General features: G+C 35.8%; 26 protein-coding genes and 1 tRNA gene. 20 read left to right on the top strand and 7 right to left on the bottom strand.

The genetic code is table 11. The annotated features are described in order from the left end of the window. On the top strand, positions 1-422 hold a 422-nt coding region (locus H8B04_RS15200), incomplete at its 5' end, for a transposase (protein ID WP_190302883.1). A gap of 468 nt (positions 423-890) precedes the next feature. Here the strand turns inward: H8B04_RS15200 and H8B04_RS15205 are convergent. From H8B04_RS15205 to H8B04_RS15215, 3 genes are all read right to left on the bottom strand, one after another. Beyond that, positions 891-1,379: a hypothetical protein gene (locus H8B04_RS15205; protein WP_190302884.1), complete on the bottom strand. Its 489-nt coding sequence runs from the start codon at positions 1,377-1,379 to the stop codon at positions 891-893. An 86-nt stretch (positions 1,380-1,465) separates the two neighbouring features. Beyond that, on the bottom strand, positions 1,466-2,413 hold the full coding sequence (locus H8B04_RS15210; RefSeq protein ID WP_190302885.1) for a polysaccharide deacetylase family protein: 948 nt from the start codon (positions 2,411-2,413) through the stop codon (positions 1,466-1,468). 182 nt (positions 2,414-2,595) lie between these two features. Further along, entirely contained in the window at positions 2,596-3,096 is a 501-nt protein-coding gene (locus H8B04_RS15215; RefSeq protein WP_190302886.1) for a hypothetical protein, read from the bottom strand. A 453-nt stretch (positions 3,097-3,549) separates the two neighbouring features. Here H8B04_RS15215 and ychF point away from each other — a divergent pair, with 453 nt between their 5' ends. From ychF to H8B04_RS15250, 7 genes are all read left to right on the top strand, one after another. Next, positions 3,550-4,650, top strand: coding sequence for a redox-regulated ATPase YchF (gene ychF / locus H8B04_RS15220; RefSeq protein ID WP_190302887.1), 1,101 nt, complete (start codon positions 3,550-3,552; stop codon positions 4,648-4,650). Between the two features lie 124 nt (positions 4,651-4,774). Further along, positions 4,775-5,347 (top strand): NADPH-dependent FMN reductase, encoded by a 573-nt coding sequence (locus H8B04_RS15225; RefSeq protein ID WP_190302888.1) that lies wholly within the window; start codon positions 4,775-4,777, stop codon positions 5,345-5,347. A 45-nt stretch (positions 5,348-5,392) separates the two neighbouring features. After that, a complete protein-coding gene (locus H8B04_RS15230; protein WP_190302889.1) occupies positions 5,393-5,971 on the top strand; it encodes a DJ-1/PfpI family protein in 579 nt (192 codons plus the stop codon). 8 nt (positions 5,972-5,979) lie between these two features. Beyond that, entirely contained in the window at positions 5,980-6,354 is a 375-nt protein-coding gene (locus tag H8B04_RS15235; RefSeq protein ID WP_190302890.1) for a hypothetical protein, read from the top strand. Positions 6,355-6,415: 61 nt separating this feature from the next. Beyond that, positions 6,416-8,473 (top strand): polyphosphate kinase 1, encoded by a 2,058-nt coding sequence (gene ppk1 / locus H8B04_RS15240; RefSeq protein WP_190302891.1) that lies wholly within the window; start codon positions 6,416-6,418, stop codon positions 8,471-8,473. Positions 8,474-8,513: 40 nt separating this feature from the next. Then, on the top strand, positions 8,514-9,575 hold the full coding sequence (locus tag H8B04_RS15245; RefSeq protein ID WP_190302892.1) for a PA0069 family radical SAM protein: 1,062 nt from the start codon (positions 8,514-8,516) through the stop codon (positions 9,573-9,575). 128 nt (positions 9,576-9,703) lie between these two features. Beyond that, entirely contained in the window at positions 9,704-10,081 is a 378-nt protein-coding gene (locus H8B04_RS15250; RefSeq protein ID WP_165292546.1) for a hypothetical protein, read from the top strand. A gap of 62 nt (positions 10,082-10,143) precedes the next feature. Here the strand turns inward: H8B04_RS15250 and H8B04_RS15255 are convergent, their stop codons facing one another. Further along, positions 10,144-11,496, bottom strand: coding sequence for an NfeD family protein (locus H8B04_RS15255; protein WP_190302893.1), 1,353 nt, complete (start codon positions 11,494-11,496; stop codon positions 10,144-10,146). A 17-nt stretch (positions 11,497-11,513) separates the two neighbouring features. Between H8B04_RS15255 and H8B04_RS15260 the strand changes: the two genes are divergently transcribed. Genes H8B04_RS15260 through H8B04_RS15270 form a run of 3 tightly spaced genes read left to right on the top strand, consistent with a single transcriptional unit; the run spans position 11,514 to position 13,876 of the window. Beyond that, the gene (locus H8B04_RS15260) at positions 11,514-12,266 is read left to right on the top strand and encodes a hypothetical protein (protein WP_190302894.1); all 753 of its coding nucleotides are present in this window, start codon (positions 11,514-11,516) and stop codon (positions 12,264-12,266) included. A gap of 9 nt (positions 12,267-12,275) precedes the next feature. Beyond that, complete coding sequence (locus H8B04_RS15265) at positions 12,276-13,217, top strand: septal ring lytic transglycosylase RlpA family protein (protein WP_190302895.1); 942 nt, start codon at positions 12,276-12,278, stop codon at positions 13,215-13,217. A 23-nt stretch (positions 13,218-13,240) separates the two neighbouring features. Next, entirely contained in the window at positions 13,241-13,876 is a 636-nt protein-coding gene (locus H8B04_RS15270) for a uridine kinase family protein (protein ID WP_190302896.1), read from the top strand. Positions 13,877-14,081: 205 nt separating this feature from the next. Here H8B04_RS15270 and H8B04_RS15275 read toward each other — a convergent pair whose 3' ends face one another. Beyond that, on the bottom strand, positions 14,082-14,774 hold the full coding sequence (locus tag H8B04_RS15275; RefSeq protein ID WP_190302897.1) for a hypothetical protein: 693 nt from the start codon (positions 14,772-14,774) through the stop codon (positions 14,082-14,084). 24 nt (positions 14,775-14,798) lie between these two features. Then, positions 14,799-16,016, bottom strand: coding sequence for an MFS transporter (locus H8B04_RS15280; RefSeq protein ID WP_190302898.1), 1,218 nt, complete (start codon positions 16,014-16,016; stop codon positions 14,799-14,801). A gap of 103 nt (positions 16,017-16,119) precedes the next feature. Here H8B04_RS15280 and H8B04_RS15285 point away from each other — a divergent pair, with 103 nt between their 5' ends. The 9 genes from H8B04_RS15285 (at position 16,120) to H8B04_RS15325 (ending at position 25,585) form a co-directional block, all read left to right on the top strand. Beyond that, entirely contained in the window at positions 16,120-16,632 is a 513-nt protein-coding gene (locus H8B04_RS15285; protein ID WP_190302899.1) for a YiiD C-terminal domain-containing protein, read from the top strand. Positions 16,633-16,643: 11 nt separating this feature from the next. Then, a complete protein-coding gene (locus H8B04_RS15290; protein WP_190302900.1) occupies positions 16,644-17,072 on the top strand; it encodes a transposase in 429 nt (142 codons plus the stop codon). A 5-nt stretch (positions 17,073-17,077) separates the two neighbouring features. Then, positions 17,078-17,713, top strand: a complete 636-nt coding sequence (locus H8B04_RS15295; protein ID WP_190302901.1) for an SCO family protein — start codon at positions 17,078-17,080, stop codon at positions 17,711-17,713. A gap of 1 nt (position 17,714) precedes the next feature. Further along, complete coding sequence (locus tag H8B04_RS15300) at positions 17,715-18,146, top strand: c-type cytochrome (RefSeq protein WP_223815457.1); 432 nt, start codon at positions 17,715-17,717, stop codon at positions 18,144-18,146. A gap of 910 nt (positions 18,147-19,056) precedes the next feature. Next, complete coding sequence (locus H8B04_RS15305; protein WP_190302902.1) at positions 19,057-19,644, top strand: TetR/AcrR family transcriptional regulator; 588 nt, start codon at positions 19,057-19,059, stop codon at positions 19,642-19,644. 2 nt (positions 19,645-19,646) lie between these two features. Next, a complete protein-coding gene (locus H8B04_RS15310; protein WP_190302903.1) occupies positions 19,647-20,972 on the top strand; it encodes a TolC family protein in 1,326 nt (441 codons plus the stop codon). Between the two features lie 29 nt (positions 20,973-21,001). Next, positions 21,002-22,126, top strand: coding sequence for an efflux RND transporter periplasmic adaptor subunit (locus tag H8B04_RS15315; protein WP_190302904.1), 1,125 nt, complete (start codon positions 21,002-21,004; stop codon positions 22,124-22,126). A gap of 29 nt (positions 22,127-22,155) precedes the next feature. Continuing rightward, positions 22,156-25,326: an efflux RND transporter permease subunit gene (locus H8B04_RS15320; protein ID WP_190302905.1), complete on the top strand. Its 3,171-nt coding sequence runs from the start codon at positions 22,156-22,158 to the stop codon at positions 25,324-25,326. Between the two features lie 177 nt (positions 25,327-25,503). Then, a tRNA-Leu gene (locus tag H8B04_RS15325) sits at positions 25,504-25,585 on the top strand. 373 nt (positions 25,586-25,958) lie between these two features. On the opposite strand, the gene H8B04_RS15330 is transcribed toward H8B04_RS15325, so the two are convergent. Next, positions 25,959-26,172 (bottom strand): transposase (locus tag H8B04_RS15330; RefSeq protein WP_190302906.1); only part of this gene is annotated, 214 nt, incomplete at its 5' end.

Genomic DNA, 26,172 nt, shown 5'->3' on the forward strand with positions numbered 1-26,172 from the left:
AAGGTTTGATAAAGCAGCACTACGCAAAAATGGCTGGTAATATCAGGAGTGTGCCAGGTATAGGTCCACGAAGTGTTTCTATGTTGATTATTGCTACAGATGGATTTGGGATGTTTGAAAACTATAAGCAGGTAATATCCTATTTCGGATTGGCTCCAAGGATATATGAGTCGGGTACAAGCGTGAAAGGAAAAAGGCATATCTGTAAAATGGGAATGGGACAGATAAGAAAAGTATTGTATATGGCAGCCACTTCTGCAATAAAATGCAACAAAGGATGTAAAGATCTGTACGAAAGACTCAGGGCTAAAGGAAAACCTCATCGCGTAGCTCTAATAGAGGCGGTAAATAAGCTTATTAAACAAGTATTTGCAATAGCTAAATCAGGTGAACCCTATAAAGCTCAATTTGGCTATGGCTAAAATATACAGAATATTATTTTAGTGAATTTTAAATTTTTATTTGGATTTAAACACAGTTCATTTCGACAATAAGAGAAATCTAAAAATATGTTGCTTTGTCTTCACCGCCAGACAGGCTCTTTCTTTTTATTCATTAGTATCAATATCATTTGTATGAATGAGCACTTCGTGGTTTTATAAAAAGAAACAAAAAATCATCGCTGTACCGTATCGGCACAACGCCTCACACTTCCTGCTATTGCCGATCCGCTAAGGCGATATTTAAGTAATTGTAAGGATTGTATTTGTATTGGAAATCTTATTTAGCAACTACCCCCAAAATATCCAAGCCTTGATTGCTTTGCATACTTTCGTCATCAAGGAAGAAATTGCGAAGCAATCTCCGAAGGAAACTATGAGCCCCTCGCGGCTTGAGCGAGATTAAATAACTTTGAAGGCTTTAGCGAGGCTATAATAAGATTAAAAATATTAAAACTCTTTATCGTAAGTACGTTTCCAATGATTATTACGATCCATAGGTGTCTCTTTGACTTTGTATTCCAAACGGATTCCATTCAGACGACGGCGTTTGATTCGTTTATTTACTTCATCACGGAAAGCAATTCCAGTAATCTGGTAAATGCCAAATGCTGTACCTACATATTTAGAATTAACCGCGTCATCATCTACCAATTCAAAATCAAAAAAGCAGTTTAAGTAATCTTTCCAAAAGAGAATAGGATTTTCCTCTTTATCCCAAAGGCTATCAGGTCCATAGCAATCTTCGTCATATATTTCAAAATGATCAGCTAATACCCGATTTGTTTTAGCTAAAAAATCTTTTGCTTTCGCTTCGTCTTCTATAGGAAGAATAGAAATAACATCGCGCTCTTCTAATACATCAAACATAGCATGCTCGGAGAAGCATAAAACCATATCATCCAACAAATCCTCGATATTATTAAACATTTTAGCCATAGCACAAAGGTAAAAACTATTTCTTTAATAAAGGATGTAATAATGGACCAATTAAAAAAGGCACCTATTACAGTGCCTTTTCATTGTTAATATTTTATAGGATAATCTTCCATAAACTCGAACTTATAGCCTTTAGCTAATAGTTTGTCAATAAGATCTGACAGAAGCTTCTGCCCTTTCTTCGTTTGAAACATATCATCGTGCATCAAAAAAACCACATTATTAGGTTCCTTAGAAGACTTATTGTTCATATAGTTTACTATACGATTATAAACAGTTTCAAAAGGAATATTAGGTTCACCTGAGTAGCTGTTTAAACGCCATTCTACATCCCAACCGAATACTTTGTACCCATCTTTGTGCAATAAATCTGCTGTAGGCGCCGCATTAGGAATATCTATTCTGCGTTCATTGTCATAAATCCAAATATTCCGACCAGGAAGACGGGCAACCTTACTGTTCATCTTAATATTAGATTCATTTTTCTTAAAATCTTCAAAAGCTTTGATACTATCCGCGTAAAAAGTACCTAATCGATTATATCCATGCGTATAACTATGATTGTATACAGCGACCAAAGGATTCTCAATATAAAGATTCAAATCGCGTAAACGATACTTGCCAATCGTAGAATGCCTTCCTACCACAAAGGTATTGACCTTGATGTTTTTTGCTCTAGCAATGGAATCAATAGCCCGACTACCCACTAATGGTCCATCATCAAAAGTCAGGTACACATGCTTAGGATGTTTGTCGAATTCTCTACGCAAAGAATCACGCAGGTTTTTCTTTTGTGTCTTGATATCGACAGGATTCAAGCTATCTACTCGAAAGACAATCTTATTGTGTCGTAGTGAATCCCATTTGCTGTGTAGTGTTGGTTTATCTTCTATTAATTCTTCAATCTTATTAACTAAAGAATCAACTTTGTGTGAACCAAATACAGCGTTAGAAAAGTTGTTGCAAGAAAAAAACCCCAAAGTTATGAGAGTTACAGCACCAAATCCGAATAACTCCCCCCTTAATTTGAACATTTCAGAATGTATTATTTTCTCCAAAATTAAGAGAAAAATACAAGACAATATCATTTATATATTAATAAATTTTTAAGTAAAGTAAACATAAATCTACAACCATAAAAAAACCGATTTTCAATATGAAAATCGGTTTAAATCTAATCTAGTAAACAAACTTTTATTCTAATAAATATGCAATCTTATCTTCTTCTATCGTTTTTGTGGTGCTTGTTATGTTTATTACGCTCTTTCTCCATTTTTTTATAATGTTTGATATCTCTAGATGGAGCTCTACGCTCTACTACATGTCTTGGTCTATCATGACGTGCATCTCTCAACACGGGTTGGTGACGATGTGAAGCATAGCGTGCATAACTATTTCTATGGTCTCTATGGTATCTCCAAGGATTGTTATCATTAATAACTACTTTGTAAGTACTGAATAGATTCACATGACGGTAACGGCTAGGCAATTTAGATTTAGTCACCCATCTATTGCCGTGATAATAAGTATACTTACGTGAGGCTACATTATAATACACATCGATTTCTGGTATATAATAGAATCGTGCATAATCATATCCTACTGGTCCCCATAAGGGTTGTGAACCGATATTTATATTAACACTTATCTGTGCTTTTGAAGTTTGAGTTATAAATAACCCACCCATTAATAATGTAAAGTAAAGTAGCTTTTTCATGGTAACCTCCTCGTTAATATATTTGTTATTTTGCTTTTATGACTGCCAACTAGTAAGAAAAGATTAATCCATAAAATGTTAAAATTTGTAAAATGATTCGGAAGTACTCATTTTAAAGGAGTTAAAAAGTAATCAAAATTAAATCCATATATGATTAGATGCTGGATTGAAGAACTTCTTAAAGTTTCTGTAGCATCGTTCGTGCCGCGAGCAGCACTCCATTTTCTCATCTTAAAAGGAAGCAAACTGGCAGTTGCAGTCTATGCTCAATGAAGCTAAAATTATTAGGCAACCTTTGTGATAAATTGAAGGGATAAGCTAATTATCTTTAAAATAGAATTATGTTTTATCCTAACAAACGACATATATTATTTACCTTAAAATACCAATTCGCTTCTCATTCTATTTTACTATCTTTGCTCAAATTTAAAAATCTTACAGCATAAAGAATTTATGGCTTTACAATGTGGTATCGTAGGCCTACCAAACGTAGGTAAATCAACATTATTCAACTGTTTGTCTAATGCTAAAGCGCAAGCGGCAAACTTTCCATTCTGTACAATTGAACCAAATGTGGGTGTCATCACTGTACCTGATGAACGTCTTAATAAATTAGCTGAATTAGTAAATCCACAACGTATCGTTCCGAATACGATCGAAATTGTGGATATCGCTGGATTGGTAAAAGGTGCTTCCAAAGGTGAAGGCCTTGGTAACCAATTTTTAGGTAATATCCGTACTACAAACGCAATCATACACGTATTGCGTTGTTTTGATGATGGTAACGTAATCCACGTTGATGGTTCTGTAGATCCGATTCGTGATAAAGAAATTATCGACACAGAGCTTCAGTTGAAAGATTTGGATACAGTTGTAAAACGTATTCAAAAAGTGGAGAAAATGGCGAAGACTGGTGGCGATAAAGATGCGAAGAAAACTTTTGAAATTCTTTCTGTAGTAAAAGAGCATTTGGAGGCAGGTAAATCTGCTCGTACTGCTCCTATTAGCGAAGAAGATTTTGAATATATTGCAGATTTGACATTGTTGACAGTGAAACCTGTATTATACGTATGTAACGTAGATGAAGGTTCTGTTACTACTGGAAATGCATACGTAGAGCGTGTCAAAGAGGCTGTAAAAGATGAGAATGCGCAAGTATTGATTATCTCTGCTCAAATCGAGTCTGAAATTGCACAATTGGAAAGCTACGAAGAGCGTAAAATGTTCTTAGAAGATTTAGGCTTAGAAGAATCAGGTGTACACAAATTAATCCGTGCGGCTTATTCATTATTAAACCTAGCGACTTACTTTACGGCTGGTGTCCAAGAAGTTCGTGCCTGGACTATTGAAAAAGGATTTACTGCTCCACAAGCAGCTGGTGTAATTCACACTGACTTTGAAAAGGGTTTTATCCGTGCGGAAGTAATTAAATATGCGGACTTCGTACAATACGGTTCTGAAAATGCGGTTAAAGAAGCTGGAAAACTATCGGTAGAAGGTAAAACTTACATCGTAGAAGATGGTGATATCATGCACTTCAGATTTAACGTATAAGACAAAATATCCTATAAATAATGAGAAGGGTTGATAAATTATCAACCCTTTTTTTATAACTTCATGTACGTAATTCTGACTTTAGAATTATACATACAACAATCACATGCAGTAAATTTGGTTTATGAAAATATTAGCTTTCGGAGCAAGTAACAGCTCCAAATCCATCAATAAAAAATTCGTCACTAGTGTTTCTAAATATTACAAGGAATTCGATGATGTCAAAGAAATCATTGACCTAAATAATTACGCTATGCCTGTCTTCTCTGTTGATTTAGAAGCAGAAATCGGCATTCCCCAACAAGCATTAGATTTTGCAGCTAAGATTGATTGGGCTGATTTTATTTTGATTTCTTTCGCGGAGAACAATGGAAATTATAATGCGTATTACAAAAATATAATTGACTGGGTATCGCGTATTAAAGGACGTAAAATCTTTAACGGTAAACCTGTGTTCTTATTAGCAACAAGTCCAGGTGCTCGTGGAGGTCAATCAGTTTTGAGCATTGCGGAAGCACGTTTACCTTTTGATGGAGCAAAAGTATTGGACACTTTTTCTCTTCCCGAATTTAACAACAATTTCGAAGAAGGTAAGGGTGTGACAAATATGCTTTTGCGTAGTCAACTAGAAGCTAAAGTTCGTAAAACGAAAAGAACGTTGAAAGAGTTATTCGAAGGAAAAACAGAAAATAATTAATTGTGTTTTATTAATAAATCTATAACCTTTAAAAACTAAAATAAAATGGCAAAGAAAGTATTATTACTAGTAGGCGATTATGTAGAGGACTATGAAGCGATGGTACCTTTTCAAGCGATGGGCGCTGTTGGAATTGAAGTAGATGCCATTGCACCAGATCGTAAAAAAGGAGATGTTGTACCTACAGCAGTACACGATTTCACGGGAGATCAAACATATAAAGAATTAAGAGGTCACAATTTTGCTATTAACAAAGACTTCGACTCGGTTAATCCGGCAGATTATGATGGATTGTATATTGCAGGCGGGCGTTCAGCTGAATATATCCGTCTGAACAAACGTGTAATTGAAATCGTACAACATTTTTTTGAAGCGAATAAACCGGTAGCAGCGATTTGCCATGGTATTCAGGTGTTGACTACAGCGAAAGTTTTACAGGGCAGAACATTAACAGCTTATGTAGCTGTAGGTCCAGATATTGAATTGGCGGGTGGAACTTGGAAAAATATTCCTGCTGATCAAGCCGTAGTAGATGGAAACTTGGTGACATCACCAGCATGGCCTGGACACCAAGAAATCTTAAAAGAATTCTACAAATTATTGAATATTCAAATTAGCTTATAACATTTAAGATGAAGAAATCCAAAAAGGTATGGCTTTTAGCCATACCTCTTATTTTGATATTAGGGTATATGATTTGGGATGCATATAGCCAACCCAGTATAGAAGATATTCCAGGAAATTTTGAAGAAGTTGCTTTTGTTCGCAATGAGCAAAATAAAGGAGGCATAGAACGCATTTATGCTGTTTCTGTCGGCGACATTCCTAATGCCAAATTCGAAGCCTGTGCCGAACTGTTTCCTACTAATGATTTTAATAGTGTTACTCGGATTTTCTTTTTTGATAAAAACAAGCCTTATCCTACTACTCTTTCATTAGAACCTCCCTATTATGATACCACAAAATATGAAGCAATCCATATTTTAAAACGTCGAGGATCTAATTAATTACTTCATGTCAAGTTTATAAAACCTTAACATTGAAGTAGTATATTTGATTAACAGATTTATGGGAAGAAAATATATACCAAGAGATATTAGCTGGCTAAGTTTCAACGGACGTGTCTTGCAAGAAGCGGCGGACAAGTCCGTACCTCTACTTTCCAGAATTAAATTTTTAGGTATTTTCTCCAATAATCTGGACGAATTTTTCCGTGTGCGCGTAGCTGGTTTGAAACGTGCACTGCTGATTGACGAGAAAGAAGCTAAACATATCTTTTTCGAGAAACCAGAACTCATACTCGATGAATTAAACAAAAAGCTTATCAAGCAACAGAAAAAATTTGATAAGGTATGGCTGGACGTTCAACATGAGATGGCCAAAGAAGGTGTATTTGTCAAAACTTGTGAAGATTTATCACCCGAACAGGAAGATTTCGTAAAAGAGTTTTACCTAAATGAGGTTGAATCAAACGTGATTCCTCTCCTACTGGATGACAATAGACCCATGCCCTACCTTCGTGATAAATCCTTGTATCTTGGAATTGCGATGAAGAAAAAAGAGGATGATCATCATCCTCAATTTGCACTTATTGAGATTCCAACAGGACAAATCAATCGTTTTACGATATTGCCTTCATCCAAAAAGGAAGTGCACGTCCTTCTTTTGGAAGATATTATCAAATTAAATTTGCCTTATATTTTTTCGTTTTTTGGATTTGATGAATTTAATGCGCACGCTTTCAAAATTACGCGCGATGCCGAATTTGATCTCGATAATGATATCAATACCAATATTGCGGAAAAGATTGCCAAAGCACTCAAAAGCCGTAGAAAAGGCAAGCCTACGCGTTTTGTATTTGACCAAAACATGAACCAGGATTTGGTTGAATTTCTTCTCAAAAAACTGAATATTTCAAAAATTGACTCTATAATTCCAGGACAGAAAATCCATAATTTTAAAGATTTCATGGATTTTCCTAACGTCTTCAGGAAAAACAACCAACCCGAAGAAAGAACTTCTTTTCATCATCCCGAGTTGGTTAATCAACATCGTATGGTCGATGTGATTACGCAAAAAGACGTTCTTTTAGCTTTTCCTTATCATAATTTTGATCACATTATTGATTTGTTGCGCGAAGCTGCTATTGATCCCGATGTTATATCTATACAGATTACGGCCTATCGCTTAGCCAGCAATTCTAAAATTGGCAACGCCTTAGTAAATGCTCATCGTAATGGCAAGGAAGTAACAGTCATGCTGGAATTACGTGCCCGTTTTGATGAACTCAATAACCTCATGTGGAAAGAAAGATTCGAAACTGAAGGTATTAATGTTTTAGTGGGCATTCCAGATAAGAAGGTTCATGCTAAGCTCTGTGTGATAAAAAAACGTGTAAACGGTGAGATCATTCAATATGGGTTCGTCAGCACGGGAAATATCAACGAAAAGACTGCCAAACTCTATGGAGACTATTGCTTATTGACAAGCAATACAATCATTATGGAGGACATTAATAAAGTCTTTGACACCTTGCGTGAACCCAAAAGTATGGAGGAGAATCTACATGCCGGAAAAGGTTTATTATTTAGTCCAATCAGCATGCGCAATATGCTAATGGAGTATATCGATTATGAAATTTCGGAAGCAAAATCTAATAAGAAGGCTCATATTATTATAAAGTTGAATGCGCTCAGCGACAAAATGCTCATCAAGAAAATCTATGCAGCGGCACATGCAGGCGTTAAAATTAATTTAATAGTACGCGGAATTTATTGTGCCAAGAACCAAAAAGCTTTCAAAGAACCTTTGCACGCCATTAGTATTGTCGATGAATATTTAGAACATGCCCGTGTCTTTTATTTCTATCACGGCGGAAAAGAACATACGTACATTTCCTCCGCGGATTGGATGACCAGAAATTTGGATTACAGAATAGAAGCTGCTGTTCGTATTACAGACCCTACGCTAGCTAAACAGCTTTACGATATCTTGCAAATACAATTGAATGATAATGTCAAAGCGCGAGTGCTGAACAATCTAATGAATAACGATTATGTCAACACATTAGATAAAGAAAGTGTACGATCACAAACCGAAATATACCACTACCTAAAAAGTCAATAACATTTATTTTTACTAAAAATTTTAGTAATTTTACTTTTATATGGAAGGTAAAGATTACTTAAAAGGTAGAGGTGCACAATACAATCCCCATAATAAATTTGTGCAGGATGTATATGGAAAGTTCCATATTGAAGCCATAGATTCTTTTGAAGAAGAATCTAATAAAACCATTTTCATTCCTTCAGAGGGCAAATCTTTAGTACACAAAGTCGATAGCCCAGATGTAGGAATGGCTTTCTCAGCTAACCCTTACCAAGGATGTGAACATGGTTGTATCTATTGTTACGCCCGCAATTCGCATCAGTATTGGGATATGGGATCAGGTTTGGATTTTGAACGCAAAATTATTGTTAAAACGAATGCTGTCGAACTTTTCGAAAAATTCATCACTAGAAAAAATTGGAACTTCACACCTATCCACCTATCTGGTAATACCGATTGTTACCAACCGATTGAGCGCGAGAAGAAACTTACAAGGGATATTCTACAAACAGCTCTTCATTATAAACAACCTATTAGTATTATTACCAAAAATGCGCTGATCCTTCGGGATAAAGATATTCTTTCAGAATTGGCAAAACTTGGTCTTCTGAAAGTATTTGTTTCAATTACCTCATTAAATGAAGATACCCGTCAAAAGATTGAACCACGTACTGTAACTGCAAAACAACGCCTTCGCGTGGTAGAAGAACTCGCTAATTGCAATATCCCCATAGGAGTCAACGTGGCACCTGTTATTCCAGGTCTGACGGACACCGAAATTCCACAAATATTGAAAGCGTCAAGCGATGCCGGAGCTAAATGGGCGAATTATATAATCGTAAGACTTAATGGACAAATAGGCGAAATATTTAAAGATTGGCTCCAAGTTGCTTATCCCGATCGCTGTGATAAGATTTGGAATTCTATTTTAAGCTGTCACCATGGCCAAGTCAACAATTCAAATTTCGGCGAACGAATGAAAGGTACGGGTAATATTGCTGAGATAATTCGTAACGTTTTTAAACTACATTGCCTCAAAAACAAACTAAATCTCGAGCCTTTTGAATATGCAAAAATAGATCGACTACATTATCGAGATACGCAATTATCCTTATTCTAATTATTTTAAAACAATAACAAACTGTTAAAATTCCGTTAAAACCCATTGAAATTTTAGCCTGTGGCATAGTGGTTGCCTTTCATCAAATGATTTAATAAAATTTTTGTTACACACTAATTAAAACATTTATGAAAAACACTATCAAAATTTTAAGCTTGTTATTCATCACTTTATTTGCCTTTTCATCATGTAGCAAAGACGACGATCCAACAGATAACAGTCTTTTTGTAGGAAAATATAATGGTACGGTTCGATATAGCGAAGGGCTGGATGAAATTAAGACAAATGCGAATGGCTCGGTTACTGTGTCAAAAATAGGTGATACGTATAATTTCAATTTTTCTGATGCTATTCCATCATTGAATGGTATTAAAATGGAAAAAGGACAGGGCAACGTGATTATATTCAATGATGGGGCATTAGGCTCAATATCTATTTCTGCTTCTGAATTAGACATTAATTATACCAAAGACGGGAAAACTTGGTCCGCAAATTGCGAAAGGTAACACTTAAGATCCACTACATACTATTTATTAAAGGGCTTGAAAATTTCAAGCCCTTACTTATTTTATGAAGAAATTGGCTTATCTGCCAACTTTCGTACAAACAAATTATAGTTTTCATGCTTCTCTACATAAACTTCTTCACCTGCATCAATAAAACCATCTAAAGCGACAGCATCATACCACACGCCTTCTATTTCAATTTTGCCTGAAGGACGCAATACTGTACGCGCAGTACCATTCTTATTCAGGAGACTTACTTTGGGAACAGAAGAGGTATAGCCAGTTTCAGCACGCTGCTCATCTTGTAATACTAATCTTTTGAAAGCCGAAGATTGCATCAAATTTTTACCAAAAATGACCATCAACACTACCGACAATATCATGGAACCAATGACAATTATAAATGAATTCATTAAGAGACCTGGTTGAGTAATTTTAAAATCCAAAAAATCATTTGCCAACATGGAAAATGTTAAACCACAAAGTACTAAAATAATTCCTAAAATACCTGCCACACCAAAACCTGGTATAACAAAAACCTCTAAAGCCAGCAGTATTACTCCTAAAACAAAAATAGCAATCTCCCAATTATCCGCTAATCCTTGCAAATACAAAGGTGCAAAGAAAAGCGCTGAACAAATCACTGCAACGACCAAAGCCATTCCAATTCCTGGAGTTTGGAGCTCAAAGTATATTCCTGCAAAAATTCCCATAATCAAGATACCGCTTACCAGAGGATTCACTAAAAAACCAATAATGTGATCTACTACAGTTTTTTGATACGCCGATACTTTAGGTGCTGTCAAAGCAAGTTGCTGGTATACCTGTTGCTCATTTTTCACTTCCGCATTAGCCATATTAGCTTTCACAGCTTCGGAAGCGGTGAAAGTTATTACCTGTCCATCTTCTTTCCATTCAGGTAAGGATATTGATGGATCGACAAAAGCTTCTGCTATTTTTGGATCCCTACCTTTAGCCTCTGCTGTAGCACGCATCAAGCCTCGCATATATGACTGGTATTTTTCAGGCATCACCTCCCCTTGTGGATTGACAACACTGGCTGCACCCATCGATGAACCAGATTGCATATAGATATAATCGGAGGCTAAGGATATTAATGTACCTGCGGAAGCAGCATTATTATTGATATAAACTATAGTCTTAAGCTTTGAATTAAGCAACAATGTCCGAATGGAATCGGCAAAATTCACTGCGCCACCAAACGTATTCATTTCGATCAAAAAGTAATCAGCTTGCTCGCTAAGTGCTTGTTCATGAGATTTTTTGATAATTCGCCAAGCATTAGGTCCCACATCTTCTTTTAGTTCTGTTTTGAAAACAGATTGTGCGTGCGACACGAAACCTAGAATTAAAAACGCAAATAAAAGAATAGTTTTAGTAAATTTGTGTAGCATATTTTCCGAGCATTGGTATGATTAAATATACGATAAATAAAGCATTTGAAAGAAATTTTCCCTACCCAATATGGAAGATCGAAGTCGACTGCGCCCATGCTCAATTAGCTATAGAAAGCCGTAATCCTGATAGTACGCTTCCACATTTTACTGTATTGAATTTTGATGGCAGTGTTCGTTTAGAAGAATTTGAAGTAGATGCCAGAGAGTGGACTTTGGAAGATATTCAAGGGGATTATTTGATTCTGAAACGGTACGGAGATTATTCGCCTATTCAGGCAGGTATTCAAATTATTCATATTCCGTCAAAAAGCTCGTTGTATACATATATGGAATATGTAATCAAAGATGTGTACCACAATACCATCCACGCCTTTCATAGATCGATCCCTGCTGGACTAATTTTTTACATCGACATAGCTACAGGAGAAATATCAAACCAAAAAGATTTGAATAATGAATTTCCGTTACGTGAAATACATTATCCCTTGCCTTATCAAGGCACTTTACCTTCCTTTATCAAGAATCTAACTATTATTGGTCAGATTTGGCTACAGCCTTATCGTGATTTATTTTTGTGGTCTTACCACACACAAATAGCTGACAAATACAATCTTAACCTTTCATTATCGTCTAAACATGAATTATATGACAGTAAAATAATACTTGAAGATCTAGATAAATTAATCCCTCAACCTTATTTTATAGTCAAAGAGCATATTTTCTTTTTATCAAGTAATAAAATGAAAATTTCCTCGTATTTAGTATAATTGTAAGATATGAATCAGAGAAAGACTATTAAAACGTATCATAAATTAACCTTTTTATTTGTTTTCGGATTATCCATTCCAGCATTAGGAAATGCGAAATCTATGGATTTGACGGTAAATACAACTTTAGAAATTCGTTTGGATTCTGTTGGAACAGAAAATATTAATGGCAAAAGATATGTTATTCACAAATTAGCCGCGAAAGAAACTTATTACCAACTAAGCCGTATCTATGGTGTTCCGGTTAATGAGATTATGGAAGCCAACAACAAGAAGAGTTTACGTATAGGAGATTTGGTACGCATACCTCGGGGTGCAGCAATAGAAACTCGTCCTACACTTCCGACATCAAGCTCGAATAATACAACTTCTACTAAGAAAAATAACGCGCCTGTATTGATTAATCCAAATGATATTACAGAGTATAAGGTAGGGAAAAGTGAAACTTTATTTGCTATTTCAAGACGCTTTGGAATTTCTGTTCCTGATATCAAACGCATGAATAATTTGACATCAGACAGTCTTCGAGAAGGTCAAATCTTAAAAATTCCGAATCACGCTTTACCTGTTGAAGTTCCGGAAGTGGTACAAATACAACCTATACAAGACGAAATAGAAGAAAACAACCCTATTGATGATTCGGCATTCAAACCTAATCGATACGGCATCCGTGAGACAAAAGAGAAAGGTGTAGGCGTCTGGTTGAATGATTTGGAAAGCGATGATCATACCAGTTTGGCGCTCCATAAGTCAGCTCCGATAGGAACAATATTAAAAATTACAAATCCTATGAATAGAAGTGTTACCTTTGCAAAAGTTGTCGGAAAATTTAACGACAATCATGACACACAAGGGGCAATAGTTATTCTATCAAAATCTGTAGCATCATCGATTGGGATCTTGGATAAAAGATTTCAAGTCGAAATCACTTATGGTGTACCCTTGAATTAAGAATTATTCATTAAATACATCAAATGGACAAACCATACGTAATTGGTATAGCTGGAAGTAGTGGATCTGGTAAGACATTTTTTCTTAAAAGTTTTTTAAATCATTTTGCGGAATCGGATATTACGTTAATCTCGCAGGATGATTATTATATCCCTGCAAACACAAAAACGCAAGAGGAAAACAGACTATATAATTTTGATTTGCCAACAGCAATAGATCGTGACGCATTTTACAAAGACATCAAAGATTTATTTGACGGCAAAACAATTTACAAAGAAGAGTACACATTTAATAATCCAAATATTAAACCGAAAATGCTTGAAATCAAGCCTGCTCCTATTTTGATTGTTGAAGGTTTATTTATCTTTCACTATACAGAAGTAAATGATTTATTGGATTATAAGATTTTCTTGGATGCCAATGAGGATGTTGCTTTAGAACGTCGTTTGAAAAGAGATTTGTTAGAGCGCGGGTACGACCATGATGATGTAATGTACAAATGGGTAAACCATGTTGTACCATCGTATAATACTTATCTCTTACCATACAGAGAGACTTCGGACAAAGTTATTATTAATAACACCGATGAGCCTGCAGTAATCAACTCTGCTACAGAACTAATCTCTCAAGAAGTTAGAGAAAAATTAGAATTATTTTAATTTAAACTCATTCTAAATAGTTATCTTTGTAGCATGAGCATGCAAAGTGAGTTGAATCAAGACAATAATCTTATTTTAGATATAAAAGAATCAGCAAAAGGATTTAATCCCTTTGCTGATTTTTCATGTTGTGCCCTAAAGAAATGCTGTAAAAAATATAAGAAGGGAAAGCGTTGTAAAAAGTGTCCAGATAGGTAGGGTTTGATTAATCTTTTAAATACTTTTTAAAAGCATTATTTAATTGGACTTGAGCTTGTCTATTTTCATATGGATTTAAATTCTCAATTAAACTTCCAATACTTTCACATTTATAGTATAGGTCTGAATTAACTTCAAAAAGTTTGCTCATTTCATTTTGTCTATTTAACTGATTCTTGGATTCAGAAAACATTGTTACGTAAGACGATAAGAAAAATAAGCTATATAAATTTTCTAATTGCGGATTGTATTTTAGAAAATTGAATTGTTCAAAAAAACTTTCTGGATAATTAGATGTATGATAATCTGCAACAAAATCTTGTAATGCAAAACCCAACTCCAAATATCTATCGATGAATATAATGTGTTCTGCATTATTAACTAAATTATATGAAATTTGGCTTCTTATCCTTTCTACCTCATTACTCATCAATAGAATACTCTTTGGTAATGATTTCGAAGCATCAAATTCTAGGCTTCTTAATTCTAAATGTAGTAGTTCATGTGTAAATAGGGATTTGTTATAAAATTTATCTGTTAAAATATAAACAGGATTTAAATCATCTAGATAATCTAGTTTATAAAATCTATAATCATCATTAACTCCTATTTCATACTTACTGCTTAGGAAAATCCACAAATCCTTATTCCGATAATCTAAGAATTCCTTTTCAATCTGTCTATAATTCAAAAATCCCATCAATGAAACTATTTAGAACAAGGTCTACTCCTCATTATAATTTAAATCCTTATCAAAACTTTCTTTTAGTTGAGATAATGCGAAGATAGCTATACCACTAAGCAAGACTAAAGTTATTCCCGCTGCCCAGATTATGCCATATTGATTGACTAGAAAACCATAAAGCATGGTAGAGGGAATCAATGCGCCGCGTACAAAGTTGGGTGCTGTAGTCGCTACAGTTGCACGTAAGTTTGTACCAAACTGTTCGGCTGCGATGGTTACAAAAGTAGCCCAGTAGCCTACCCCTAATCCCATAAGAAAAGCCAACAGCATAAATTTCTCTTCGCTAATTCCTTGACTAGTTAAATACCAAATAGAAGTCAATAAAATTAGAATCTGGCAAATAAAAACGACTTTACGGCGGGATTTAAGCCATTGAGCAAGTAAGCCTGCAAAGAAATCCCCAACAGAAATACCCAAGTAGGTAAACATGACACCTTTACCCGCACTCAATAAAACTGGTGCTCCTAAAGCTTTACCAATTTCAGGAGATTGAGTGACCAACACCCCTACCACAAACCAAATCGGTAAACCGATACAGAGACAATAGATATAACGTACGATACGTTCCTTACTCGTAAATAATAGTTTTAAACTTCCTTTTTGGATATGTTCTTGAGCAGCTGTGTGAGAAAATAAACCTGATTCAAATGTTCCGACGCGCATGAGTAACAATAGAACTCCCATTCCTCCACCAACAAAATAAGCTGTACGCCAATCAAACCATTCGGATACGAAATAAGCAAGAATAGCGCCCAAAACCCCTACTCCCGCTACGATCATCGTGCCATAGCCACGTTTGTTTTTTGGCATACTTTCACTTACCAAAGTAATACCTGCACCTAATTCTCCAGCTAATCCTATACCAGCAACGAAACGAATAATTCCGTATGTGGTCACATCTTGAACAAAACCATTATAGATATTAGCTAAAGAATACATTAATATCGAGCCAAATAACACTTTGATACGACCATATTTATCAGCTATCACACCCCATATCAAACCTCCGAGCAACAGTCCACCCATTTGCATATTGAGTACAAATTCACCCTTACTGCGCATCAGCTCTTCGGGCACACCTATTTCCTGAAAGGACTTGATACGAACGATAGAAAAAATGATCAGGTCATATATATCCACGAAATAGCCTAAAGCCGCGACGGTCACCAACAGAAAAATGTTGCTTTTCTTTTCCATGATTTAGATTGATTAAGCGCGAAAGATAGCACAGAAAATTATTTTAAACAACAAATTGCGCACATTTGACGATTGTCCATGCAATTAATTGTATTTTTGCCGCATGAAATTATCGCCATCAAGTCTTAAGTGGGTTTTGCGTACTTATCCTCCATTTTTGTTTCAACGAATTTGGGTGAAGAAGATATACGACAATTTTAGAGGTGCTGAGGTTAAGATTTACAAAAGCTTTTTAAATATCAATTCCAATAAAACAGTTTTTGGAGGAACGATTTTCTCGGCATTAGATCCTATGCATTCCATTTTGCTGGATCAATTATTCAAACAAAAGGGTTTAAAAAAGACCATAGCCTGGTTGAAATCTGCCAAAATTGACTACTTAAAACCCGGAACAACTGATTTAACTTACCGTATTCAACTTAATGAAGATGAGATAAATGAAGCTTTCAGCATCATAAAAGAAAACGGCAAAGTGATAAAAACCTTTACTACAGAAGTATTTGATAAAAATGGCGTAAAATGTGCCGTTTGCCAAAATGAAATTTATATACGAGATTTGACTTTTGACTTTAGTAAACTAAAACATATACAAAGAGATAAAGTTAAAACAGCATAAACTGTAATCATATGAAAAAAATTATTCTAGCTGCATGTGTCGCTATGGGGACGATGAGCAGTTGTCAACAAAAATCACCTAAAGACGCTACTCAAGTACAACAATATGCGGAAGAGGCTATTAAAGTACATGACGAAATCATGCCTCAAATTTCGCATTTTGATCGTGCTACGCTAAAAATTGATTCTATTTTAGAAAACTTGGGCAGCATCGTACAGAAAGATAAATCCGTAGATACTGCAACTGTGAAAGCAGATTTAGAAACTTTGAAAGCGAATCTGGAAAATGCTACAGACAATATGATGTCGTGGATGAAAGATTATGCTCCAGACAGCACGGACGTAGCGTATCAAAAAGCTGAAATCGAAAAAGTAAAAGCTATGAAAAAGCAATTTGAGGATGTTTCATTAGAAAGCAATACAAAGTTAGGTAAATTTTAACAGCCATGATTAAAAATATTTTAGCCGTAGCAACTGTTTCTCTAGCATTTTTAGCCTGCCAACCAAACAGCAAGAAATTACCTATCATAGGCGATAGAGAAGTTGTAGAAAAAGTGGTTGATGGAAAAACTGTGATAGACACTATTTATCCTGCTATTCCAAATTTTGAGTTTTTAAATCAGGATAGTGTTTTAATTTCGGATAAAAATTTTGAGAACAAAATTTATGTAGCAAACTTTTTCTTTACGCATTGTCCAAGCATCTGCCCTACCATGCAACGCAATTTGCTTAAGGCATATGAAAAATTCAAAGGAAATTCGGGTGTAGCTTTCCTATCACATAGTATTGATTTTAAGCATGATCAACCTCATGTATTAAAGTCTTACGCTTCTAAATTAGGTGTGGATAATGATCAATGGCAATTTGTGACAGGATCAAAAGCAGATATTTACGGTATCTCGGATAAATATTTAGTTTTTACCAAAGAAGACGAAAATGTAGCTGGAGGATATGATCATTCAGGTTATTTAGTTCTTATCGATCATGAGAAACATATTCGTGGCGTTTATGATGGTACTAGCGAAGAAGAAACTGAAAAATTATTAAGTGATATCGATATTTTATTAGCAGAATATAAATAATATGAAACTCGTTTGTACACTGCTAATTTTTGGTCTGATGATAATTGGTTTTGCCCAATTATCATCATGCCATAATAATAATTTGAATATCCAAACAGCGCAATACGCTGTGAATGGGCAAAAACTATATAAAATTCATTGCCAAAACTGCCATGGTGCTAAAGGTGAAGGCTTAGGAAAACTATATCCCCCGCTGACTGACAAAAATTTTCTTTCCAAAAATAGAAATCAACTTGCCTGTATAATTAAAAATGGATTGAAGGGTGAAATTGTAATTAACGGAGAAACGTTCAATCAAAATATGCCTGCGTTAAGTACGCTTAATGACGTTGATATTGCCTATATATTAACGTATGTCACTACGCATTTCGGAGATGCAGACTCTACTTTTAGCCAAGATGAAGTAGCTCAAAGCCTTAAAGATTGTAAATAGGTTTATTGGTCATAAACTTATCTGTCATCCCGATATCAGTACCAATCTGTAATTTTCTCACTCCACATTGTTTCGTTAGAAATGACGAAATAAAGAACGTCTTTATGAAACACACAGCGATCTCATTATCATACTTGCGAGCAGATCGAGAAATATCTATTCCTAATATTTGTAATAGCCACGCTTTCTAACCATCATTCTGATGTTAGGAAGAATCTAAAACATGCTCTTAATATCGTTTTATTCTATGTATTTTAGGTAATCCTAAAATTGTATTATGATTATAGAAAGAAAAAATTCTTCCATCTACACCAATATTCTAATTGGAATAGCTCTTTTAGCTCTTATTTCTATCGCTATATTTGAACCAAACGGATGATTTAAATTTTATTATGTAATCTTCTTATTTATTGCCATTTATGATTTCATTGTTGCAATTTACAATTGGAAAACACCATTAGTAAAATTATCTGATAATACGATTACCTTCTATGTATTCCCAAATAAAAAGTTTACCTACAATATTGAAAATATAACGGCAGATTATAAAGCTGGTGATTATATATTTATAACTGATAAAGCCAATAAGTATAAAATCACAAAGTCAGACATACCTCAAAACCAAATTATCACATTCGAAAACTATATTATTAGGTTACAAAAATTTCAATCGACTCAAAATTTAGTTACATAAATATAAAAAAAAAGGTTTTCAAACGGGGAGAATGAAAACCTTTACTAACCAATTATAAACCTAAATTATGATAGCACAAAGATAAGTGTAATATATACACTATGCAAGTAATTTTGTTGTTTTAACAATTATTTAACATTGGAATTTCATCCCCTTATTTTTATAACAAGATTTTGACATATTTAGGTCTAAAGAATTGCTACATTTGCCTACCGAATGAACGTTCAATTTACAGACAAAATAGACAGTATCTTCAAAAGTACCTTGCTACTTATCAAAGATAACGGCTTTCATGGCACACCAATGAGTCAGATAGCCAAGCATGCCGATGTAGCTATTGGCACTATTTACCATTACTTTCCCTCCAAGGATAACTTGATATTAGAGCTTTTTCAATATTGCAGAAAACAGCTGTATGCGTATATTTTTCAAAACGTAAACCAAGACATGTCCTATAAGGAACAGTTTTATAATGTTTTCAAAAGCTTTTGCTTGTTTCATATCGAAAAACGCGAATACTCCTGCTTTTTCGAACAGTTCTACAATTCTCCCTACAATGAAACCGTACGTACAAAAGAATCGGAAGAAGGGCCATACGCACAAAATGCTTTTATGAAATTTATTCAGCGTGGAATCAATGAGCAGGAGATTAAAGAGCTTGATGAAAAAGTGATTTGCGCAGCTTACATAGGAGCTGCCGTTTCTTATGCAAAAACAATTGTACATGGTAAAATACCTTTTAACGAACAACATTTAACAGATTTGATTGACATCATCTGGACTGGAATTAAAATCAACGAATAAATATGAAATATAGATTTAAATATCTCCTTCCCCTATTATTATGTGCCGTAACCGGAACATCTCTTGCTCAGACGAATTCTGAGTTGGGACCTAATGCTTCGCTTGATGATTTGATAACATACGCTTTGCATAACAAGATCGACCTAAAACAAGCCCAGCTCGACAAAGAAATTGGCGAAAAGGAAATTGCTTCAGCCCTATCTGGATGGTTTCCACAAATCAATGCTACAGGTAGTCTGGGACATGCTATTCAGGTTCCTACCGTAAATATCGGAGGCAGTGAAGTTCAAATGGCACAGAAAAACACAAGTGCTCTAACCTTCCAGGCAGAACAATCCATTATCAGTCCACAATTATTTCAGGCTTCAAAAGCATCAAGATTCATCCGAGAACGAAATGATTTGAATGTAGAAAGCACGAAAATCAATACGATTGTTGATGTAAGTAAAGCATATTATGATATTTTGACGAGTGAAGAACAAATCAAAATCATCAATGAAAATATTACACGTCTGGAAAGACAATTAACGGAAGCCACTTCGCGTTATGAAGTAGGTTTGGTGGATAAAACGGATTTCAAAAGAGCACAGATCTCCTTGAATAATGCAAAAGCAAGTTTGAAATCGGCTTTAGAGAATCGCCAGTACAAATACGATTTCTTAAAATCTTTATTAAATATTCCGACGCAAGAATCTGTTTCGCTATCCTTTGCTAATCAAAATATGGAGAGCAACATCTTATTGGATACTGCAGAAATCTTACAAATAGCAAATCGTGTAGAATTTAAGCAAATTCAAAATTTGCAAGAAATCCAAAAATTGAATACGCAATACCAAAAATGGAATTTCTTACCAAAATTGAACGCGTATGCTAACTATGGTTTGAACTATAGAAACAATGAATTTTCGGATTTGTACAGCAATAATATTCCTTCTTCCAATATTGGACTTAGCTTATCGGTCCCGATTTTCCAAGGTGGTAAACGATTACACGAAATCCGTAAATCAGAATTGCAAGAACAACGTTTGGAATTGGATTTACAAAATCTAGAAAATCAAATCAGCGCGCAATACTCGGCGGCAATGGCTTCTTATCGTGCCAATATGAACGAATGGCGTAACGCAAAAGGCAATATGGAACTTTCGGAAGAAGTCTATAACACCATCAAATTGCAATACGATGCTGGTGTCAAAACTTACTTAGAATTGATGACTGCTGAAACAGACTTAAAAACCTCACAATTAAACTATTTGAATGCTTTATATGCAGTATTAGTTAGCAAACTAGATATTCAAAAAGCATTGGGAACCGTCACATCAAATAATTAGAAACAACCTACTTAGACAATATAAATACCATGAATAAAACGCAATTATTTTCAGCATTATTGATTTCAGGATTGTTGGCACAATCATGTAATTCTAAAGATGGCAAACAAGCCGCACAAGCACAACAAGCTGATGCAGCTACTCCCGTGAGCATGGCTGTAGTGGGCAAAGAAATTGTGACTGGTGTAAAAAGCTATCCTGCGAATGTAGTGGCTTTGCAAGAAACAGAAATTCGTGCTGAAGTATCTGGATATATCACCAATATTTACGTAGCAGATGGTGCTTTCGTATCTAAGGGACAACGTTTGTACGAAATTGACCGTACACGTTATCAAGCTGCAGTAGATCAAGCAAAAGCTAATCTAGCTATCGCTAAAGCTAATTTAGAACGTGTGCAAAAAGATTTGCAACGTTACCAAACGTTAGCAGAAAAAGATGCGATAGCTAAACAAACCTTGGATTACGCTTTCACGGATGTTAATAATCAAAAAGCACAAGTACAAGCTGCTGAAGCTGCTTTGACTACGGCTCAAACAAACTTGCATCGTTCGGTTATCGTTGCTCCTTTCTCGGGAACTGTAGGTATTTCTCAAGTTAGAAACGGCGCATTAGTAAGCGCAGGAACAACATTGTTAAATACACTTTCATCTACAAATCCTATTGCTGTTGAATTCCAAATCAACGAGCGTGATATCGCTGAATTCACAAAGCTACAAGCAAATACTGGTGGTACAGAGATTTATGTGACTTTACCTGACGGAACGCGTTATACTGAAGCTGGACGTATTGCTACCATTGACCGTGCTGTAGACAGCCAAACAGGAACATTAAAAGTACGCGCTTCATTTGCCAATAATGCGAATACTCTTCGCTCGGGTATGAATACGACATTGAATGTTGCGAGCACTTCGGCTACTGAAGAAACTGTAATTCCATACAAAGCTGTATTCGAACAATTAGGTGTGTTCAATGTGTACACCGTTAATGATAGTAGCAAAGTAGAATTGAAACAAGTGACTTTAGGAAATAAAATCGAAGACAAAGTAGTGATTACCTCAGGTCTTGAAGCAGGACAAAAAATCGTATTGGATGGCGCTGCTGCATTACGTCCAGGTACGAAAGTAGTTGAAGCTCCCGTAACAAACAATCAATAATATTTTGCCAAAACTTTAAATAAATAAAAATGATTTCAGAAGTATTTATTAAAAGGCCAGTAACCGCAATGGTTATTTCTATATTGATTACCATTATAGGAACCATTTGTATTACGGCCTTACCTATCAGTCAGTATCCTTCTATTGCGCCTCCAACAGTTACGGTGACTGCGAACTACACAGGTGCCGATGCACAGACAGTAGAGCAGACCGTGACTACTCCTATAGAAAGTCAAATCAATGGTACTCCGGGCATGATTTACATGTCTTCAAATAGTATGTCCAATGGCCAATCCCAAATCACCGTGACATTTGAGGTGGGTACAGATATCGATATTGCGACTCTCGACGTGCAAAACCGTGTAGGTATTGCTGAACCTTCCCTTCCAGAAGCTGTTCGTCGTCTAGGTGTAACTACACGTAAAGCCAATTCTGACATTTTGATGTTGGTTTCATTGGTCTCTCCAAAAGGAACGCGTGATGACAAGTTTTTGTCTAACTACGCAAACTTATATGTAAAAGATGCGTTGATGCGTGTAAATGGAGTGGGTGATGTTACTGCCTTCGGTCAACCTTTCTCTATGCGTATATGGTTAGATGCTAATAAATTGGCAAATCTAAACATGACTCCCGCTGATGTCTCTACTGCTATTAATGAACAAAATATCCGTATCCCGGGAGGTTCTGTTGGTGGTCGTCCTCAAGAATCTTCTACGGTATTTGAATATCCTGTTATTACCAATTCGGACTTATCAGAAGTGGAAGATTTTGAAAATATCGTTGTCAAAACGAATACAGACGGCTCAATTGTCTTATTAAAAGATGTTGCACGTGTAGAATTGGGTCAATTCAACTACGGTACGACTACCAAAGTAAACGGTATGCGATCTACAGGTATGATGATAAATCAAACTCCAGGAGGTAACGCTGTAGAAACTGCCGAAGGAATTATGCAGACTTTGGATAAGCTAAAACAATCTTTTCCTGAGGATGTAGATTATGTCATTGGTTACGAAACAGTTTCCGTAGTAAATGCATCTATTGAGTCCGTAATTCATACGTTAGTGGAAGCCTTAATTTTGGTTACAATAGTTGTATTCTTCTTCTTACAAAGTTGGAGAGCGACATTGATTCCTGTGTTAGCGATTCCTGTTTCAATCGTAGGAACATTTATCTTCTTCACAATGTTTGGATTCTCCATCAACAATCTGACGATGCTTGCCTTTGTATTGGCGATTGGTATTGTGGTGGATGACGCCATTGTGGTGGTGGAAGCGGTACAGCATTATATCGACCATTATAAAATGTCGGCAAAAGAAGCGACTATGCGTGCGATGAAAGATATCACTGCACCAGTTATCGCGATTGCCCTAATCTTGGCAGCTGTATTCGTGCCAGTAGGATTTATTCCAGGTATGGTGGGTAAATTGTATCAACAATTTGCGATTACTATTGCGGTATCCGTAATGTTATCAGCATTCATCGCCTTGACATTGACGCCTGCATTGTGTTCGTTATTATTAAAACCATCAGCAGTTAACAAAGAATCAAGAGGATTAAACAAGTTCTTCTACAAATTCAACCAATGGTTCGAAAAAGTAACCTACAGATATTCGAAAGGAGTTCAAAAAGCAATTAAAGCAGCTCCTTTAATGTTGATTCTATTGCTTTGTATTTTCATTGGTACAGGTTGGATGTTCCAAACAAAACCTACAGGATTTATTCCTACAGAAGATGGCGGTATGTTCTTCGCGGGCGTTACCTTGCCAGAAGGTTCTTCTTCGGCACGTACAGAAGCTCTATTAGAAGAATTACAACTAGATTTGCGTAAGGATTTCCCTGAAATCAAATACGTAACATCTATCTCTGGTATCAATATCTTAAATAGATCATTTAAATCGAATGGTGGTTCATTATTCGTTTCATTAAAACCTTGGAAAGAACGTACACGTACAGCTAGTGAAATCACTGGAGCTATTATGGCAAAATACGCGGCTTTTTCACAAGCGCGTATCTTGGCGGTAACTCCTCCAGCCATCCCAGGTTTGGGATCTACTGGTGGTTTCTCGATGCAAATTCAGGATTTACAAACCGTAGATATCAAACAATTCGAAGCTCAAGTAGGTAAATTCTTAGCTGCGGCAAATCAACGTCCAGAAATTGGTATGGCTTATACCCTTTTCAGCTCGAACTCTCCAAACTATAAATTGGAAGTCAATCGTGAGCAAGCAAAAAGAATGGGTGTTCCAATTTCGAACATCTACTCTACTATCTCTTCTTACTTAGGAAGTAGCTATGTCAATGACTTTACGAAATACGGTCGTAACTTCCGCGTGGTAACGCAAGCGGATACCGAATACCGTATGAATATCGAAGACATCAACAAATTGTACGTGAAGAATGCTCAAGGTAATCCAGTACCAATGGGTGCTTTGGTATCGTACGAATTGACAACCATGCCTTCGATTCTGAATCACTACAATATCTTCAGAAGTATTGATTTATCAGGTAGTGCTGCTCCAGGATACAGTTCTGGTGACGTTATCAAAGCCTTGGAAGAAGTAGCGGCAGAAACCCTAACAGATGGCTACGATTATCAATTCTCTGGACTTTCCTTACAAGAAAAGCAATCAGGTTCAAAAACAATCCAAATCTTTGCATTGTGTATCCTTTTTGTGTTCTTGTTATTGGCAGCCTTATACGAAAGCTGGTCAGTACCATTCTCCATCCTTCTTTCAGTACCTCTAGGTATTTTCGGTGCGATTTTGACCTTGATGTTTATCCCTACATTGGATAACAACATTTTTGCGCAGATTGGTTTAGTCACGATTATCGGTCTTGCAGCTAAAAATGCGATTTTGATTGTTGAGTTTGCTAAAGAACGTGTAGATATCGGTATGCCATTATTGGATGCAACTATTGACGCTGTTAAATTACGTCTTCGTCCAATTGTCATGACTTCCTTAGCCTTCATCTTGGGTATTATTCCGTTGATGTTGTCTACGGGCGCTGGTGCCGTTTCTCGCCAAACTATTGGTTGGACAGTATTCGGTGGTATGACAGCAGCAACATTCTTAGCTATTTTTATCGTTCCTGTGCTGTTCGTTGTCATAACACGTGTAGCTTATGGTAAGAAAAAATTAGCGGAACTAGAAGCTTCATTTGATGAAGAAAAGAAAAAGCAGTTAAGTGCACATTAACTGTAATAGGGTTTCCAAACCACAAAAGCCAGCTTGTTGAGCTGGCTTTTGTTATATTATAAATCGCTTAATAATTTTTCAAACTCATTATCAAGCAGTTTAACACCAACTGTTATTTTTCCTTTGGCAATGTAAGTAGAAACACTATATTTGCACTGTCAAACAACAAAACAGCTTGCCCAGCTGGCGGAATTGGTAGACGCGTTGGTCTCAAACACCAATATCTTCGGATGTGCCGGTTCGACTCCGGCGCTGGGTACGAAAAACCTTCTCCAATCGAGAAGGTTTTTTACTTTCATAAATTTTCAGGAATAGGTGTAATCCTCTAAAGGATTGGGAAGATTAGGAAATCTATAATTTACCGCTCCCATTAAAATCATATCAAAAAAAGGATTACTTCTTTTTTCTATAGTAAAACTCTTTGTTATATCCGCATCGACATTGATATCAGAAGCGAAGTCATTATACAATTCCTCTCGTTGGATCGAAATAGTATAACTTCCTTTATCCAGATCATTAAAAACTACTTTTCCATTATTGTCCGTATCTGTAGAATAAATTACACCTGTTTCATTCTTTTTTAATAAGATGTTGATGTCGGATCATACGGAAAGTTTGGGGGGTAAAGATTTTTAAGCATACAATTTCATCACTCTGTATAGGAAGAATGTTGTATCCCTTACGCCACGAAAGACACTCCTGAAAGCTTTGAGTTTTGCATTGAAAGATTCTGCGGAAGCATTGGTGCTTCTGTTGTCGAAGTAGTGTAGGATGTATTGATGATGCGCTGCAATAGATCGTGCTACGCTCTCAAAGGAAGTAATGCCCGCATTCTCAACCTGATTA

The sequence above is a fragment of the Sphingobacterium litopenaei genome (assembly GCF_014692495.1).
GTDB classification, from domain to species: Bacteria; Bacteroidota; Bacteroidia; order Sphingobacteriales; family Sphingobacteriaceae; genus Sphingobacterium; species Sphingobacterium litopenaei.

What these genes read in the sequence shown, in the direction of transcription:
- H8B04_RS15230 (WP_190302889.1), top strand. Translation starts at nt 5,393, where the DNA reads ATGGCAAAGAAAGTATTATTACTAGTAGGCGATTATGTAGAGGACTAT.
- H8B04_RS15255 (WP_190302893.1), bottom strand. Translation starts at nt 11,496, where the DNA reads ATGCTACACAAATTTACTAAAACTATTCTTTTATTTGCGTTTTTAATT.
- H8B04_RS15320 (WP_190302905.1), top strand. Translation starts at nt 22,156, where the DNA reads ATGATTTCAGAAGTATTTATTAAAAGGCCAGTAACCGCAATGGTTATT.
- H8B04_RS15300 (WP_223815457.1), top strand. Translation starts at nt 17,715, where the DNA reads ATGAAACTCGTTTGTACACTGCTAATTTTTGGTCTGATGATAATTGGT.
- H8B04_RS15205 (WP_190302884.1), bottom strand. Translation starts at nt 1,379, where the DNA reads ATGGCTAAAATGTTTAATAATATCGAGGATTTGTTGGATGATATGGTT.
- H8B04_RS15270 (WP_190302896.1), top strand. Translation starts at nt 13,241, where the DNA reads ATGGACAAACCATACGTAATTGGTATAGCTGGAAGTAGTGGATCTGGT.
- H8B04_RS15260 (WP_190302894.1), top strand. Translation starts at nt 11,514, where the DNA reads ATGATTAAATATACGATAAATAAAGCATTTGAAAGAAATTTTCCCTAC.
- H8B04_RS15285 (WP_190302899.1), top strand. Translation starts at nt 16,120, where the DNA reads ATGAAATTATCGCCATCAAGTCTTAAGTGGGTTTTGCGTACTTATCCT.
- H8B04_RS15215 (WP_190302886.1), bottom strand. Translation starts at nt 3,096, where the DNA reads ATGAAAAAGCTACTTTACTTTACATTATTAATGGGTGGGTTATTTATA.
- H8B04_RS15235 (WP_190302890.1), top strand. Translation starts at nt 5,980, where the DNA reads ATGAAGAAATCCAAAAAGGTATGGCTTTTAGCCATACCTCTTATTTTG.
- H8B04_RS15280 (WP_190302898.1), bottom strand. Translation starts at nt 16,016, where the DNA reads ATGGAAAAGAAAAGCAACATTTTTCTGTTGGTGACCGTCGCGGCTTTA.
- H8B04_RS15225 (WP_190302888.1), top strand. Translation starts at nt 4,775, where the DNA reads ATGAAAATATTAGCTTTCGGAGCAAGTAACAGCTCCAAATCCATCAAT.
- H8B04_RS15290 (WP_190302900.1), top strand. Translation starts at nt 16,644, where the DNA reads ATGAAAAAAATTATTCTAGCTGCATGTGTCGCTATGGGGACGATGAGC.
- H8B04_RS15295 (WP_190302901.1), top strand. Translation starts at nt 17,078, where the DNA reads ATGATTAAAAATATTTTAGCCGTAGCAACTGTTTCTCTAGCATTTTTA.
- ychF (WP_190302887.1), top strand. Translation starts at nt 3,550, where the DNA reads ATGGCTTTACAATGTGGTATCGTAGGCCTACCAAACGTAGGTAAATCA.
- H8B04_RS15250 (WP_165292546.1), top strand. Translation starts at nt 9,704, where the DNA reads ATGAAAAACACTATCAAAATTTTAAGCTTGTTATTCATCACTTTATTT.
- ppk1 (WP_190302891.1), top strand. Translation starts at nt 6,416, where the DNA reads ATGGGAAGAAAATATATACCAAGAGATATTAGCTGGCTAAGTTTCAAC.
- H8B04_RS15265 (WP_190302895.1), top strand. Translation starts at nt 12,276, where the DNA reads ATGAATCAGAGAAAGACTATTAAAACGTATCATAAATTAACCTTTTTA.
- H8B04_RS15275 (WP_190302897.1), bottom strand. Translation starts at nt 14,774, where the DNA reads ATGGGATTTTTGAATTATAGACAGATTGAAAAGGAATTCTTAGATTAT.
- H8B04_RS15210 (WP_190302885.1), bottom strand. Translation starts at nt 2,413, where the DNA reads ATGTTCAAATTAAGGGGGGAGTTATTCGGATTTGGTGCTGTAACTCTC.
- H8B04_RS15310 (WP_190302903.1), top strand. Translation starts at nt 19,647, where the DNA reads ATGAAATATAGATTTAAATATCTCCTTCCCCTATTATTATGTGCCGTA.
- H8B04_RS15315 (WP_190302904.1), top strand. Translation starts at nt 21,002, where the DNA reads ATGAATAAAACGCAATTATTTTCAGCATTATTGATTTCAGGATTGTTG.
- H8B04_RS15245 (WP_190302892.1), top strand. Translation starts at nt 8,514, where the DNA reads ATGGAAGGTAAAGATTACTTAAAAGGTAGAGGTGCACAATACAATCCC.
- H8B04_RS15305 (WP_190302902.1), top strand. Translation starts at nt 19,057, where the DNA reads ATGAACGTTCAATTTACAGACAAAATAGACAGTATCTTCAAAAGTACC.